Origin of the sequence: Nocardia sp. NPDC058658 (assembly GCF_042716665.1) — a bacterium.
Lineage (GTDB): Bacteria > Actinomycetota > Actinomycetes > Mycobacteriales > Mycobacteriaceae > Nocardia.
The window spans coordinates 51,839-66,760 of the sequence record NZ_JBHXRR010000026.1; the positions used below are offsets into that span (position 1 = coordinate 51,839).

Genomic DNA, 14,922 nt, shown 5'->3' on the forward strand with positions numbered 1-14,922 from the left:
GTGTCGGCCCCCGCGAGGACCGCAAGCCCACCGGCAAGCCGGGCAGCTCCCGCGAGGACCGCAAGATCACCGGCAAGAACGTCGACGGCGGCTGGGCTGCCCGCGCTGCGAAGGGCACCACCACCCCCCGCGCCGACGGCGACCGCTGGACCGGCCGTGACGACCGGGGTGGCGCCGATCGACCTCGCCGCGACGACCGCGACGGCGGCAACCGATCCGGCGGGCCACGCCGCGCGGACGACCGTCCCGGTTTCGGTGGTGCGAAGGCGCCCGGGCAGCGGGGTGAGGCGGCCGCACAGCGTGGTGGCGCGGCCGAGCAGCGTGGTGGCGCAGGTCGCTCAGGTACTGGACGTTCCGGTGAGGGACGATCCGATCGTGGTGCATCGCGTCCCGATCGTGGTGCGCGCGAAGGGGATTCGCGGGGTCGTGGTGCGTCCGGCCGGGATGCCGGTGCGGGCAAGGCGCCCGTTCAGCGCCGTCCCGAACGTCCCGATCCCAGCGTGCCCAGCCCGCGCAAGCGCCGCGGCGAACCCGTGGATCCGGCGCGCGAGGTTGCCCTCGACGTGCTGCGCGCGGTGCGTGAACGCGATGCCTACGCCAACCTCGCGCTGCCGAAACTGTTGCGCGAGCGCAAGATCAGTGGGCGCGATGCCGCCTTCGCGACCGAGCTCACCTACGGGGCGAGTCGTTCGCAGGGCCAGCTCGACGCCGTGATCTCGGCGTGCGCGGGCCGGCCGGTCGAGGAAATCGACGGCCCCATTCTCGACATCCTGCGCCTCGGCGTCTACCAGCTGCTGCGGACCCGCACCAGCGCGCACGCCGCCGTCGACACCTCCGTCGATCTGGCCAGCGCCGAATTCGGCCAGGGCCGTGCCGGTTTCGTCAACGCCGTGCTGCGCCGGGCGGGGGAGAAGACCCACGAGGAGTGGATCGCCGAGCTGGCACCCGCCGACCCGGTCGGCAAGCTCGCCTTCGAACACGCGCATCCGAAGTGGATCGCCCAGTCCTTCGCCGACGCGCTCGGCGCCGAGGCAGGCGAGCTCGACGAACTCCTGAAGGCCGACGACGAGCGCCCGGTCGTGCACCTGGTCGCCCGCCCCGGCGAGATCACCTCCGAAGAACTGGCTCTGGTCACCGGCGGCGAAGAGGGCCGCTGGTCGCCGTACGCGGTGTACCTCGACGGTGGCGACCCGGGCCTGCTGGAACCGGTCCGCGACGGCATCGCCTCGGTCCAGGACGAGGGCTCCCAGCTGGTCGCGCTCGCCCTCACCCGCGCACCACTGGACGGTCCGGACAACGGGCGCTGGCTCGACCTCTGCGCAGGTCCCGGCGGTAAAGCGGCCCTGCTCGGCGCACTGGCCGCGATCGACCTGTTCACCGTCGACGCCGTCGAACCGGCCGAGCACCGCGCCGAACTGGTCCGCAAATCCACGCGCAACCTGCCCGTCACCGTGCACGTCGCCGACGGACGCGACAGCGGCCTGACCCCCGGCTACGACCGCGTGCTCGTCGACGCACCGTGCACCGGCCTCGGTGCCCTGCGCCGCCGCCCGGAAGCACGCTGGCGTCGCACCCCCGCCGATGTGGCGGAACTGGTCACCCTGCAGCGTGAACTGCTCACCGCCGCATGGGATCTGGTGCGTCCGGGCGGTGTCGTCGTGTACTCCACCTGTTCGCCGCACCTGGCCGAAACAGTATCCGTGATCGCCGATTTCGTCCGTCGCACCGGCGCCGAGGAACTCGACAGCCGCGAATACCTGCCCGGTGTCACCGCTCTCGGCGACGGCCCGTCCGCGCAGCTGTGGCCGCACCGCCACGGCACCGACGCCATGTTCCTGGCGACCTTGCGCAAGAAATAGCCGCGACACGACAACGGCGCCGTTCCCCAGCGGGACGGCGCCGTTCCATTTGTCCAAGCGCACGGCCCTCGCCGCGCAGGAGAATCGGCAGATGGCGATGACGTGGCAACAGGTGGTGGCGATGGCGACGGAGCTGCCGGGTGTGGCGGAAGGCACCTGGTGGCGCAGTCCGGGCCTGAACGTCGGCGGAAAGAGCTTCGCCCGGCTACGGGACGAAGCCGAAGGCGGCCTCGTGCTGCTCTGCGAGCCCGCGGAAAAGGAGGCGCTGCTGGCTTCCGGCGACCCGTCCTTCTACACGACCCCGCACTACGACGGGCACCCGTACATTCTCATCGACCTCGACGTGGTCGACCGGCAACAGCTCGCCGAACTGATCGACAGTGCCTGGTGGTTGCGCGCACCCGCGAAACTGCGGCGCGCGAGGGAGAGCGCCTAGGACGTCGTTGTCCTGGTGCGCGTCAGTCCCGTTCGGACAATTCGCGCAGGCGCGCAAGCGTTTTCGCGAGAATCCGCGACACGTGCATCTGAGAGATCCCCAGCTGTGCGGCGATCTGCGTCTGCGTCATCGACTCGAAGAACCGCATGGTCAGAATGCGGCGCTCACGCTCGGGCAGGCCCGCCAGCAGCGGGCGCACCGCGATGTACTCCTCGACCCGGTCGAACTGCGATTCCTCCTCGCCGAGGGTGTCGAGCAGCGAGGCATCGCTGTCGCGCCCGATCGAAGCCGCGTCGATCGACGTAGGCTGATAGGCGTTGCCCGCGATCACCGCCTGGGTGACCTCATCGGGATCGACGTCGAGTTCGGCGGCGATCTCCTTGGCAGTGGGTGAGCGCCCCAACCGCTGCGACAGCTGGTCCACCGCCGCGCCGATGCGCAGGTGAGTTTCCTTGACTCGCCGCGGAACCCGCATCGCCCAGGTGTTGTCCCGGAAATACCGCCGGACCTCACCCATGATCGTCGGCACCGCGAACGACAGGAAATTCGAGCCGCGGCTCAGATCGAACCGGTCCACCGCGTGCACCAGACCCACGCGCGCCACCTGCGACAGATCGTCGAACGGCTCACCGCGCCCACTGAACTTGCGCGCGATGTGGTCGGCGAGGGGGATGCAGCGGTTGATCAGCGCGTCGCGGGCCACCGCGTGTGCCACGCTGCCGGGCTCGGTCGCCGCCAGCCGCTCGAACAGCGCGCTGACGTCGTCGTACCCGGACACCGGTTCGGGCGTGTCGGTTTCGTCGTCGAGAGTTTCCTGCTCGAGAGCTGTTTCAGCCTTGTCCGGCTCAGCGGTCTTGTCCGACTCGGCGGCAGGGGAGTCGGTGGTGTCGGTTTCGCTGAGATCGTGCTGGTCGGGCTGTTTTTCCTCGCCGTGCACTACGCCTTCCCCCGGACCCGACGGAATCGGACCGTCGTCGGATACCCGGACACGGTCGCGTCGAAGTCGCGCTGGTCGGCAATGACCTCGTCACAGAGTGTGCGCAGCACATGCCACCCGAAGCTGCGCTGATCCGGCATGCCCTGTGCGCCCGCGACGCCGTCCACGCGCACCTGCAATTCGTTGTCACCGACAAGGAATTCGCAGGTGAGCAGCGTATCCGGGCCTGCGATCGCGATGATCGTCGAGCACACCTCGTCCACGGCCAGGCGCACATCGGCCACCTCGTCGAGGGTGAAATCACTGAGTAGCACCAGTGTTTCGGCCAGTCCGCGCACGATTGGCAGCTGCGTCAGCTGGGCTGCCACACGAATCTCCACCGGGGCGCCGAAAGGCCCATGTTCCGCCGAAAAATTGGTCACCCTGATGAGGCTACCCATAACCCGTCACGGCAATCACCATGGCCGTCGCTACACTTGCGCGCTGTGTCCACTCCGACGTTCTCTCGTCCGTCCCAGCCGATGATCGCCCCGTCAATCCTGTCCGCGGACTTCGCGAATCTGGCCGCCGAGGCCGCCGCTGTCGAGGGTTGCGACTGGCTTCACGTCGACGTCATGGACGGCCACTTCGTGCCGAACCTCACACTGGGTCTGCCGATCGTGCAGAGCCTGCTGAAGGCCACCGACATCCCGTTCGACTGCCACCTGATGATCGACGATCCGGGCCGCTGGGCCCCGAGCTACGCCGAGGCGGGCGCTTACAACGTCACCATCCACGCCGAGACGACCGATGATCCGATCGCGGTGGCGCGCGATATCCGCGCCGCGGGCGGCCGGGCCGGGCTGTCGGTGAAGCCGAACACCCCGATCGAGCCGTACCTGGAGATCCTGCGCGAATTCGACACCCTGCTGGTGATGAGCGTGGAACCCGGTTTCGGCGGGCAGTCGTTCATTCCCGGCGTGCTGGAGAAGGCGCGGATCGTGCGCAACCTGGTCGACTCGGGCGAACTGCACCTGGTCGTCGAGATCGACGGTGGCATCAACGACGACACCATCGAGCAGGCCGCCGCGGCCGGGATCGATTGCTTCGTGGCCGGGTCGGCCGTCTACAACACCGCCGACCCCGGTGCCGCCGTGCAGACGCTGCGCAACCTGGCCACCTCGGCCTGGCTGCCGTAACTACAGCGAGCGGAGTTTGCGGGCGCCCAGCGCCCGCGCCGCGTCGATGACGGCCTGTACCGGCGGCCGCTGGTCGCCGGGTTCGGGCGCCTGCACCCAGGTGCGGTAGCCGGTGCGCTCGTCGTCGGGGGAGGGCAGCACGATCTGGCTGCCCGCGCAGGCGACAGTCGCGTACAGGCGGAACAGCTCCGCCGACGCGGTCGCGGTGACGGACTCGGGTCGGCACGGCCCGGTGAGGAACGTCCAGCGCCGTGCGCGCGGGTGATCGACGACCGGGCCCGCGATCCCCGCCTCGCGCAACCGGGCGAGCACCCGCTCGCCCAGGTCGCCGGGCATGGTCACCGCACCGTAGTGCGCGCCGATCTGGAGCAGGATGCGCCGGGATTGGAAATCGATCTTGGCCGGTAGGTGCAACTCGCGCCGATAACGCACGCAGCGCATTTCCAGCGTCGAATCGATCAATGTGCTCACGCGGCACCCCCACATATTGCGAACCTGTTGTAACCCACAGTGTTGTCTTCCTGGAGTGGTGGACTATCCCTGGGGCGAACTCCCGGTAGCCGCAATGCTCCGGGCGATGATGTCAGGCGATATCCGCAGTTCCAGGCCCCGACATCTGGTTGAACAGCAGGAATCGTTGACGTAACAATATTGCGTCAGTGGTGCGGCGGAAGCAAGCATTCCGCTCACCGTGTTTCCAGTTCGTAATGGCGGGTAATACCAGGTTAAGACGGCCGGATGAATGCATGGACCGGTTCGCCGAAAATTGGATTGAACGACAACCGCCGCTTTGATTAACGGCGGCGTTGCGTCATGTCGATACCCCTTTGCCGCCGAATCGATGCCTTGCTGATCGCTTTCGGTGACCGAGTGCTGCGCGCGGTCGGCTTCGGCCCCCGCCTCGGGCTCACCGACCACGCCACTAGGCTGTGCGACGAGCCGGGCGGCTGTGCGACGAGCTGAGTGGCCGCGCGGGAATAGCGGCCACTCACCCGCTGTTGGGCCGAACAGGTACGGATGACGCGACAAGGGAGTCAGGCATGTTCACAGGGATCGTCGAGGAGCTCGGCGAGGTCGTGGCCACCGAGGCGCTGACCGACGCCGCCCGGTTGACGATCCGCGGCAAGCTGGTGACTTCCGATGCCGGACACGGCGATTCGATCGCGGTCAACGGCGTGTGCCTCACCGTCGTGGACGTGGTCGACGGCGACAGCTTCACCGTCGATGTCATGGACGAGACGTTGAAGCGCTCGAGCATCGGCGGCCTGGCCCCGGGATCCCCGGTCAACCTCGAACGCGCGGCCGCCCTCAACAGCCGCCTCGGCGGCCACCTCGTGCAGGGCCACGTCGACGGCACCGGCACCGTGCTGCGCCGCACCCCGTCGGAGAACTGGGAGATCGTCCGCATCTCCCTGCCCGACGCCATCGCCCGCTATGTCGTGGAGAAGGGCTCCATCACCGTCGACGGCGTCTCCCTTACCGTCTCGGCGCTCGGCATCGACGATGAACCGAACACCGACGGATCTCGTGATTGGTTCGAGGTTTCCCTGATCCCCACCACCCTCGCCCTGACCGTCCTCGGCACCGCCCCCGTCGGCGCCACCGTCAACCTCGAGGTAGACGTCATCGCGAAGTACGTGGAACGCCTCGCTCAGCGAGGTTGAGGACAAACGGCGCCGGGCCTCACGGAACGACCGAGGACCACGCCGTAATGTAGGAAGTCAATGCCATCCCATAGGCAGTTTCTCGGCCGCCTCGATCTGGACTGACCAGAGGGCGCGACGAAGGAGTGCCCGCCGGGAGGGAAGATCGAGGCCCCCAGGGCCGAGAAACACGCGGCCCCGGCCGCCGATATTACGGAGCAAGCAGACGTGACCAGGTTGGACAGCATCGAGCGCGCGGTCGCCGATATCGCGGCCGGCAAGGCTGTTGTCGTCATCGACGACGAGGACCGGGAGAACGAAGGCGACCTCATCTTCGCGGCCGAGAAGGCCACCCCGGAGCTGGTCGCGTTCATGATCCGCTACACCTCCGGCTACATCTGCGTGCCGTTGACTGCCGACGACTGCGACCGGCTCGGTCTGCCGCCCGCGTACGCGATGAACCAGGACAAGCACGGCACCGCCTACACCGTGTCGGTGGACGCGCGCGAGGGCATCACCACCGGCATCTCCGGCGCCGACCGAGCCGTCACCATGCGCCTGCTGGCCAGTGCGGAGGCCAAGGCCGACGAGTTCACCCGCCCCGGCCACGTGGTGCCGCTGCGCGCCAAGGACGGCGGCGTGCTGCGCAGGCCCGGTCACACCGAGGCCGCGGTCGATCTGGCCCGGATGGCCGGGTTGCGTCCGGCGGGCGTGATCTGCGAGATCGTCAGCCAGAAGGACGACGGGCACATGGCCCGCACCGACGAGCTGCGCGTGTTCGCCGACGAGCACAACCTGGCGATGATCTCGATCGCCGACATGATCGCCTGGCGGCGCAAGCACGAGAAGCACGTAGTGCGCGTGGCCGAGGCCCGGATCCCGACCGCGCACGGCGACTTCAAGGCCGTGGGATACCAGAGCATCTTCGACGAGCCCGAGCATGTCGCGCTGGTGCGCGGCGACATCGGCGACGGCGAGGACGTGCTGGTGCGCGTGCACTCGGAGTGCTTGACCGGTGACGTCTTCGGTTCGCTGCGCTGTGACTGCGGCCCGCAACTGGACGCGGCGCTGGAGATGGTCGACCTCGAGGGCCGTGGTGTCGTGCTCTACATGCGTGGGCACGAGGGTCGCGGCATCGGCCTGATGCACAAGCTGCAGGCCTACCAACTGCAGGACTCCGGCCGCGACACCGTCGACGCGAATCTCGACCTCGGCCTGCCCGCCGACGCCCGCGATTACGGCACCGGCGCGCAGATCCTGGTCGACCTCGGCATCCGCTCCATGCGGCTGCTCACGAACAACCCGGCCAAGCGGGTCGGCCTCGACGGTTACGGCCTCGCGATCACCGAGCGGGTTCCGATGCCGTTGCGCGCCAATGCCGAGAACCTGCACTACCTGCGCACCAAGCGGGATCGGATGGGCCACGATCTGGTCGGCCTCGACGATCTCGACCTGGGCGAAACCGCGCAGTGATCCGAAACCGCGCAGTGATCACTACTTTCGAAAGGCAGTAACGATGAGCGGCACGGGTGTTCCGACCTTCGCCTTGGCGCAGGCCAAAGACGTCAAACTCGGCATCGTCGCCTCGCGCTGGCACACCGAGATCTGCGACACGCTCGTGGCGAATGCCGAGCGGGTGGCCAAGGAAGCCGGCGTCGAGCACGTGACCGTGGTGCGTTGTGCCGGGGCGATGGAGTTGCCGGTCGTCGCGCAGGAACTCGCTCGCACACACGATGCTGTTGTCGCGCTCGGTGTCGTGATCCGTGGTGGCACACCGCATTTCGAGTATGTGTGCGATGCGGTGACCGCTGGTCTGACCCGGGTTTCGCTCGATGCGGCGACCCCCGTCACCAACGGTGTGCTCACCACGAACGACGAAGAGCAGGCGCGCGATCGGGCCGGACTGCCCGGTTCGGCGGAGGACAAGGGTGAGCAGGCCTGTGCCGCCGCCCTCGACGCCGCGCTCACCTTGCGCGCACTGCGATCGGCGTAACCGTGCCGGTGGTGCGAACATGGCGGCGCGGTAGTTCGCCCGAGCACGACGCGGGCTGGGAGTTCGAGGTGCGGCCGCGCCGCGCCACCCGCACCGCCATCGTGGTCGCCGTTGTCATCGTGATCGCGTTCACCGCGGGCGGGCTGCTGCTGCGGACCGGGTCGACCGGGGTGAACTTCCGGGTCGCCGATCAGGTTGCGATGATTCTGATCGGGGTGGTCGGTGCGGGCGCGGTGCTGATGCTGACCCGTCCACGCGTGCGCGCGGGCAGTCAGGGCGTCGCGGTGCGCAACATCCTGGGCGAACAGGTGTACCCGTGGGCCTACATCCGCGGCGCATCCTTTCCCGACCGCAAGTCGTGGGCCCGCCTCGAACTCGCCGACGACGATTACGTCCCGATGCTGGCGATCCGCTCCAACGACAAGGCCCACGCCGCCGACGCCATCGAGCGCGTCCGCGAACTCGGCGCCCGCTACGCCCCATAGGACTGAGTAGCGCGCTGATCGTCGTCGTCGAGCGTCCAGTCCGCCGGTGATCTGCTCACGGACTACCGGCGGGCCCGTTCTCCACCGGCCGTCAGGCGTTCGGGCAGAGGCGACCCGTTCGTCGTCGCCCGGTCAGCAGTAGGCCGTTCGGACGACGAACAGCGAATGCTCAGCGGGTATCGCCGAGCACCGCTCCCTCACGGCGGGGATCCGCACCGCCGATCCAGCCGTCTTTTCCGTTGTGCTGCAGTGCGCTGAGCCCGCTGGACTGCGGCGCCACGGAGACCTGATGGCCCATTTCCCGGAGCTTCTGCACCAGCGGGTCGTGGTCGCCGTTATCGGTGGCATTGATGTCCGGATGCTCACCGCCGACGCCGGTGACGGGCGTATTCCCCGCGCCGAACGACACCCCGGACACCGCCTGCTGCGGGTCGAGGCCCCAATCCAGCACATTGACAAGGGTTTTCACGACGAACTGGATGATCACCGACCCGCCGGGTGAACCCGTGACGAGCTTCAGTTCGCCACGATCACCCTTGTCGTCGCGGTCGAAGACCAGGGTGGGTGCCATCGAACTGCGTGGGCGCTTGTTGGGCTGGAGGCGATTGGCCACGGGGGTGCCGTCCGGGTCGACGGGATCGGCGGCGAAGTCGGTGAGCTGATTGTTGAGCAGGAACCCGTCGACGAGATGGAACGACCCGAACGCCGATTCGACCGTGGTGGTCATCGCGGCCGCGTTGCCGTATTTGTCGACGACGGAGATGTGGCTGGTGCCGTGCTCGGGCGGCTGCGGGCCGGTGCCGAGGGGTACGGGACCGAGGTTGCCCGGCTTCGCGGTACCCATGCTGCGCTGGGGGTCGATCAGGGTCGATCGCTCCTTCAGATACTGCGGGTGGACCAGCGACAGGGCCGAATTGCCGGGCAGCGGAACGAAATCCGGATCGGCGACGTACTTGTTGCGATCGGCGTAAGCCAGCCGCTCCGCCTCGGCGATCAGGTGCACCGCTTGCGCGTCGGGGCGCCCGCCGTTCGCGTCGAGTTCCTGTGGGCGCAGCGCGGGAAGGTCGAAATTGGCGAGGATGCCCAGCGTCGCGGCGACGGTGCTACCGCCCGAGGACGGCGCGGGCATGCCACACAGTTCGAACTTGCGATACCCGGTACACAGCGCTGAACGCTTCTTGGCTTCGTAATTCGCCAGGTCGGTGGTGGTCAGCAGGCTCGGGGTGCGTCCGCCCGCGGTACTGGCCGCCGCCTCGACGATGTCCTGCGCGATGGCGCCGCTGTAGAAAGCTTTCGCGCCGTCGGTCGCGACGGCCGACAGTGTTTTGGCCAGCGCCGGATTGGTGAGGACCGTGCCCGCCTTCTTGGGCGACCCGTCGGGTTCGAGGAAGTAGCCGCGCGCGGCCTCGTCGCCGGCGAGGTCCGTCGCGGATTCGGCGATCTGCCCGGCCAGCCGGGGACTGATCTCGAAACCGCTGTCGGACAGGCTGATCGCGGGATCGAACAGTTCCTTCCACGCGCTCATCCCGTGTTCGGAATGGGCGAGTTCGAGCATCTTCAGCGCGCCGGGCACGCCGATCGAGCGACCGCTGGCGCGGGTGTTCGGCGCGGGTTCGGTGCGGTCGGTATCGCTGACCCAGCGCAGATAGTTCTCGGTCGCGGCGGCAGGCGCGGTCTCGCGGCCGTCATAGGTGTCCACGGTGCGCGACTTCGCGTCGTAGTGCACCAGGAACGCACCACCCCCGATACCGGACGCCTGCGGTTCCACCAGCCCGAGCACCGCCTGCGCGGTGACCAGCGCATCGGTGGCGGTGCCGCCCGCCCGCAACACCCGGCACGCGGCCTCGGTGGCGATCGGATTGGCCGTCGACACCGCGTAGGTACCGGTGCGCACGGCTGTCATATCCGAGCGGTACCCCGACGCGATCTCGGGGTTGGTGCTGAGGTTCTGCGAGGTCGGCGCGCCCCCGCCCGTTGCGGGCGCCGCGGACACCGGGGTGCCGTTGGGCGTGCTGGTGCACTCCGCTGCCTTGGTGTCATCTGTCGAACATCCGGCCAGTACCCCCACCGCGAGCACTGCGGCCGTCGTGGCCCCGATCCACGTCCGTCGCCTTGGCGTCATGAAGGCAGCGTAACCCGCGGGTACGACACGATTCGATGATTTTCGGTCCGGTCACCGGGAACGGTCACTGGCAGCGCCGGGATGACGTGCACGCGAATGTCGGTTCCGCCGGCCGATTTCCGCCGGACCCGCGCAGTCCGCGTGGTTACCCTGGCTGACATGGATATCGACGCGGTGCTCTTCGACTTCTCCGGCACGGTCTTCCGTCTGGAGGACGACCGGATCTGGGCCGACGAACTCGTCGGCGACGACGGCACCCCGTTCGACGTGGCGGCGAAAGCCGAAGTGCTGCGGCGGATGACGGCCCCGGTCGAGCAGTTCATGACCTTCGACGTGGCCGGTCAACACGCCTGGGACAACCGCGATCTCGACCCCGCCCTGCACCGCCACGCCTACCTCGACGTGCTGCGCGGCTCCGGCGTCCCCGACGCCCAGGCCGCGCGTCTCTACGAACGCCTCATCGACCCACTCACCTGGACCCCGTACCCCGACACCGGCACTGTCCTGGAATCCCTTGCCGCCCAGGGTATTCCGATCGGCATCGTCAGCAATATCGCCTTCGACATCCGCCCGGCCTTCGACAAACACGGCTGGACCGACCTGATCGGCGCGATGACCCTGTCCTACGAAGTAGGCGCCATCAAACCGAACCCGCACATCTTCCGCGACGCCACCGACCGACTCGGCGTAGCCCCCGAACGAGTCCTCATGATCGGCGACAGCACCGAAGCCGACGGCGGCGCAACCACCCTCGGTGCCCACTTCGCCCTCGTCGACGCCCTCCCGACCGCTGACCGCCCCCGCGCCCTCATCGACGCACTCGCCGAGTACGGGATTCAGACTGCTCGCTGACTCATGGGCTCCACCCGAACCGGCCCCGGCGCTTCAACAACTCACCGGAGCCGCCGGGTATCAGCGCTCGCGGGTGAACCAGGCTTTCGCCGACGGCCGCAGCAGCATTCCCGCCACCGCCCCATTGGCGACAATGCCGACTGCCCCCGGCGGTAGCCCGGTGAGAATGCCCGTCGACGACACCACCAGCGCGCTCACCGCAACGCCAACCGTCGCCCTGCGCACCAGATCGCCGCCCTGCCGGAACATCAGCACCAGCGGAACCAGCGCGAAGGACGGCAGATACCCGGCGAGCAACATGCCGAGCGACCCGCCCAGCGCCACCGTGATCACGGTCAACACGACCCCGACAGCGGCCGCGACCGCCGCGATCAGCCGTGCGCCACGCACCGTGCCGGGCATGACTCCGTGCGGGGTCGCCTCGTCGTCGTACAGGTCGTCACCCAGGTGGGCGGCGGCGTTGGTCATCGGAGGTCCTTTCGGGCACAGAATCCGAGCACCCACGGTACACAGGCGCCCGCGGAGCCCCGCTCACCCGACCACGCAGGCGCGGATCAGCGCGGCCGGTGGAACCAATCGCGCGCCGACTTCTGCGCGAGCAGGATCGCGACGGCTCCACCGATCAGCATCCCGAGCAGGCTGGGCGGTGCCTGACCCGCCATCGAGCCGAGTCCGCACAGCGCAGTCATGCTGCCGACCACTATGCCGCCGATCCTGACCCCATCGCTGCCGTTCTGGAACGCGCACGCGAGCCCACCGAGCACGAGAAACAACGAAAAGCCCGCCGTGGCTCGACCGAGTGCCTCCGGGCCGCCCATCGCGCCGATCAGCACGATCAACACCAGTCCGAGCGCCGCCGCGACGAAGGACAGAATCTGCGCCGCGCGGACGCTGCCGGGCATCCGTACCGGCGCCGGTGGATAGCTGCCGTATCCCGGGCCGCCGGGGAAGGGCGCGTAGCCGGGCTGGTATCCGGGTCCGCCGGGGTAATGCGCGACGCCGGGACCGCCGTGGGGACCGCCGGGGTATGGCTCGTAAGCGGGGTACCCGAGCTCACCGGCGTCGGTGATGTAGCTGCTGTCATGCGTTGTCCTGGGGGTGGTGTACTGCGCCGCAGGATCGCCGTAAGCCTGCGGGTAGGTCTGCGCCCGTGCGGCGTCATCGGCCGCGTAATGCGGTGTGCCGGGCTGGTTTTCGGGGCCGGTCAACGGCTGTCCTTTCCGAGATGGATCAACGGGCGGACGGCAGCGCCGAGACAAGTGACGATGAATCCCCCGGACGATATTCAAGATCACGGGGCATGTTCGCGCCACCCGAAGTCCCACCAAACGGACAGCGACCGAACCTGTCGGAGCCCCTAGCTAGGCTGGATAGGTGGCAGATCCCGCAACCTACCGGCCGGCGCCGGGCACGATTCCCGTCGAACCCGGTGTGTACAAGTTCCGGGACGTGCACGGGCGGGTCATCTATGTCGGGAAGGCCAAGAGCCTGCGGAGTCGGCTGAATTCCTACTTCGCCGATGTGTTCTCCCTGCATCCGCGCACCAAGCAGATGGTGACCACCGCGTCCTCGGTCGAGTGGACGGTGGTGTCCACCGAGGTGGAGGCACTGCAGCTCGAGTACAACTGGATCAAGGAATTCGATCCGCGGTTCAATGTGCGCTACCGCGACGACAAGACCTACCCGGTACTCGCGGTGACCCTCAACGAGGAATATCCGCGGCTGTTCGTCTACCGGGGCGCCCGCAAGAAGGGCGTGCGCTACTTCGGCCCCTACGCCCACGCCTGGGCGATCCGCGAGACCCTCGATCTGCTGCTGCGGGTGTTCCCCGCGCGCACCTGCTCCAACGGAGTCTTCAAGCGGCACAACCAGATCGGGCGCCCCTGCCTGCTCGGCTACATCGACAAATGTTCCGCACCGTGCGTGGGTCGGGTCAGCGCCGACGAGCACCGTCAGATCGTCGAGGACTTCTGCGACTTTCTGTCCGGCAAGACCGACAAGATGGTGCGCGCCCTCGAACGCCGGATGCACGAGGCCGCCGAAGACCTCGACTTCGAGAACGCCGCGCGCCTGCGTGACGACGTGCAGGCGCTGCGCCGCGCACTCGAGAAGCAGGCCGTCGTGCTCGGCACCGGTACCGACGCCGACGTGATCGCCTTCGCCACCGACGAACTCGAAGCCGCCGTCCAGATCTTCCACGTCCGCGACGGCCGCGTGCGCGGTCAGCGCGGCTGGGTCGTCGACAAATCCGGCGACGCGCTCGACGTCGCGGAATCGGGCACCGAACTGGCCGCCCTGGTCGAACAGTTCCTCACCCAGTTCTACGGCGAACAAGCCGCCATGGCCGACCAGAACGGTGACGCGGCCATCGTCGTCCCCCGGGAAGTGCTGGTCCCCGAACTCCCTGCCGACGCCGAGGAGATCGGCGAGTGGCTCAGCGAAATGCGCGGCTCCGCGGTCTCGCTACGCATCCCGCAACGCGGCGACAAGAAGGCGCTCGCCGAAACGGTCCAGCGCAATGCCGCCGAAGCGCTGGCCCAGCACAAGCTCCGCCGCGCCGGTGACCTCACCTCGAGATCGCAAGCGCTGCAAGACATTCAGGAAGCGCTCGAACTCGACAGCGCGCCGCTGCGGATCGAATGCGTCGACATCAGCCACGTGCAGGGCACCGACGTCGTCGCCTCGCTGGTGGTCTTCGAAGACGGCCTGGCCCGCAAGTCCGACTACCGCCACTACGCGATCAAGGAAGCCGCGGGCGACGGCCGCTCCGACGACGTCGGCAGCATCGCCGAGGTGACCCGCCGCCGCTTCGCCCGCTTGGCCCGCGACCGCGAGCAACCCGTCGAAATCGAACCCGACGAAGTCGACGAACCCGCTTCACGCCCCGGCATCGATCCCACCACCGGCCGCCCCCGCCGCTTCGCCTACCCACCGAATCTCTACGTTGTCGACGGCGGTGCCCCCCAGGTGGCCGCCGCCGCCGAGGTCCTCGACGACCTCGGCATCACCGATGTCGCGGTGATCGGCCTTGCCAAACGCCTCGAAGAGGTCTGGGTGCCCGGCGAAGCCGACCCGGTGATCATGCCGCGCAACAGCGAGGCCCTGTTCCTGCTGCAACGTGTCCGCGACGAGGCCCACCGCTTCGCCATCACCTTCCATCGCAGCAAACGCTCCCGCCGGATGACGGCCTCGGCACTGGACTCGGTGCCCGGGCTCGGCGAGACAAGGCGCACCGCCTTGGTCACCCATTTCGGCTCGGTCGCCAGGATCAAGGACGCGACGGTCGAAGAAATCACTTCGGTGCCCGGAATCGGGGTCTCGACAGCGAAAGCGGTGCTCGCGGCACTCAACAGCCCCTAGCCGCGACGGCCGGTATCGCAGGACGCAAGATTGCGTGTGCCGTACGTTGTGTGTCTG

16 protein-coding genes are annotated in these 14,922 nt (G+C 68.3%); 10 read left to right on the forward strand and 6 right to left on the reverse strand.

The features are described from left to right. Window positions 1–500: 500 nt before the first annotated feature. Window positions 501–1,859, forward strand: coding sequence for an RsmB/NOP family class I SAM-dependent RNA methyltransferase (locus tag ACFWUP_RS27030; protein ID WP_379238817.1), 1,359 nt, complete (start codon window positions 501–503; stop codon window positions 1,857–1,859). A 91-nt stretch (window positions 1,860–1,950) separates the two neighbouring features. Beyond that, window positions 1,951–2,295: an MmcQ/YjbR family DNA-binding protein gene (locus ACFWUP_RS27035; protein ID WP_379238818.1), complete on the forward strand. Its 345-nt coding sequence runs from the start codon at window positions 1,951–1,953 to the stop codon at window positions 2,293–2,295. 22 nt (window positions 2,296–2,317) lie between these two features. Here ACFWUP_RS27035 and ACFWUP_RS27040 read toward each other — a convergent pair whose 3' ends face one another. Then, complete coding sequence (locus tag ACFWUP_RS27040; protein WP_379238782.1) at window positions 2,318–3,232, reverse strand: RNA polymerase sigma factor SigF; 915 nt, start codon at window positions 3,230–3,232, stop codon at window positions 2,318–2,320. Beyond that, the gene (locus ACFWUP_RS27045) at window positions 3,232–3,600 is read right to left on the reverse strand and encodes an anti-sigma factor (RefSeq protein ID WP_379238783.1); all 369 of its coding nucleotides are present in this window, start codon (window positions 3,598–3,600) and stop codon (window positions 3,232–3,234) included. Before ACFWUP_RS27045 ends, ACFWUP_RS27040 begins: the two co-directional genes overlap by 1 nt. Window positions 3,601–3,753: 153 nt before the next feature. Between ACFWUP_RS27045 and rpe the strand changes: the two genes are divergently transcribed. Then, complete coding sequence (rpe, locus tag ACFWUP_RS27050; RefSeq protein ID WP_379238819.1) at window positions 3,754–4,410, forward strand: ribulose-phosphate 3-epimerase; 657 nt, start codon at window positions 3,754–3,756, stop codon at window positions 4,408–4,410. Here the strand turns inward: rpe and ACFWUP_RS27055 are convergent, their stop codons facing one another. Further along, entirely contained in the window at window positions 4,411–4,881 is a 471-nt protein-coding gene (locus ACFWUP_RS27055) for a hypothetical protein (protein ID WP_379238784.1), read from the reverse strand. A 342-nt stretch (window positions 4,882–5,223) separates the two neighbouring features. On the opposite strand from ACFWUP_RS27055, the gene ACFWUP_RS27060 reads away from it, so the two are divergent. From ACFWUP_RS27060 to ACFWUP_RS27080, 5 genes are all read left to right on the forward strand, one after another. Beyond that, entirely contained in the window at window positions 5,224–5,373 is a 150-nt protein-coding gene (locus ACFWUP_RS27060) for a hypothetical protein (protein WP_379238785.1), read from the forward strand. 77 nt (window positions 5,374–5,450) lie between these two features. After that, a complete protein-coding gene (locus ACFWUP_RS27065) occupies window positions 5,451–6,074 on the forward strand; it encodes a riboflavin synthase (RefSeq protein WP_379238786.1) in 624 nt (207 codons plus the stop codon). 207 nt (window positions 6,075–6,281) lie between these two features. Beyond that, entirely contained in the window at window positions 6,282–7,526 is a 1,245-nt protein-coding gene (locus ACFWUP_RS27070; RefSeq protein ID WP_379238787.1) for a bifunctional 3,4-dihydroxy-2-butanone-4-phosphate synthase/GTP cyclohydrolase II, read from the forward strand. Window positions 7,527–7,569: 43 nt separating this feature from the next. Further along, entirely contained in the window at window positions 7,570–8,046 is a 477-nt protein-coding gene (gene ribH, locus ACFWUP_RS27075; RefSeq protein WP_379238788.1) for a 6,7-dimethyl-8-ribityllumazine synthase, read from the forward strand. A 2-nt stretch (window positions 8,047–8,048) separates the two neighbouring features. Then, a complete protein-coding gene (locus ACFWUP_RS27080) occupies window positions 8,049–8,531 on the forward strand; it encodes a PH domain-containing protein (RefSeq protein ID WP_379238789.1) in 483 nt (160 codons plus the stop codon). 169 nt (window positions 8,532–8,700) lie between these two features. Here the strand turns inward: ACFWUP_RS27080 and ggt are convergent, their stop codons facing one another. Then, the gene (gene ggt / locus ACFWUP_RS27085; RefSeq protein ID WP_379238790.1) at window positions 8,701–10,653 is read right to left on the reverse strand and encodes a gamma-glutamyltransferase; all 1,953 of its coding nucleotides are present in this window, start codon (window positions 10,651–10,653) and stop codon (window positions 8,701–8,703) included. A 159-nt stretch (window positions 10,654–10,812) separates the two neighbouring features. Between ggt and ACFWUP_RS27090 the strand changes: the two genes are divergently transcribed. Further along, window positions 10,813–11,505, forward strand: coding sequence for an HAD family hydrolase (locus ACFWUP_RS27090; RefSeq protein ID WP_379238791.1), 693 nt, complete (start codon window positions 10,813–10,815; stop codon window positions 11,503–11,505). A gap of 60 nt (window positions 11,506–11,565) precedes the next feature. Here the strand turns inward: ACFWUP_RS27090 and ACFWUP_RS27095 are convergent, their stop codons facing one another. After that, a complete protein-coding gene (locus tag ACFWUP_RS27095; RefSeq protein ID WP_379238792.1) occupies window positions 11,566–11,973 on the reverse strand; it encodes a hypothetical protein in 408 nt (135 codons plus the stop codon). Between the two features lie 86 nt (window positions 11,974–12,059). Next, window positions 12,060–12,713: a hypothetical protein gene (locus tag ACFWUP_RS27100; RefSeq protein WP_379238793.1), complete on the reverse strand. Its 654-nt coding sequence runs from the start codon at window positions 12,711–12,713 to the stop codon at window positions 12,060–12,062. Window positions 12,714–12,879: 166 nt separating this feature from the next. Here ACFWUP_RS27100 and uvrC point away from each other — a divergent pair, with 166 nt between their 5' ends. Further along, window positions 12,880–14,865 (forward strand): excinuclease ABC subunit UvrC, encoded by a 1,986-nt coding sequence (gene uvrC, locus ACFWUP_RS27105; RefSeq protein WP_379238794.1) that lies wholly within the window; start codon window positions 12,880–12,882, stop codon window positions 14,863–14,865. Window positions 14,866–14,922: the final 57 nt, after the last annotated feature.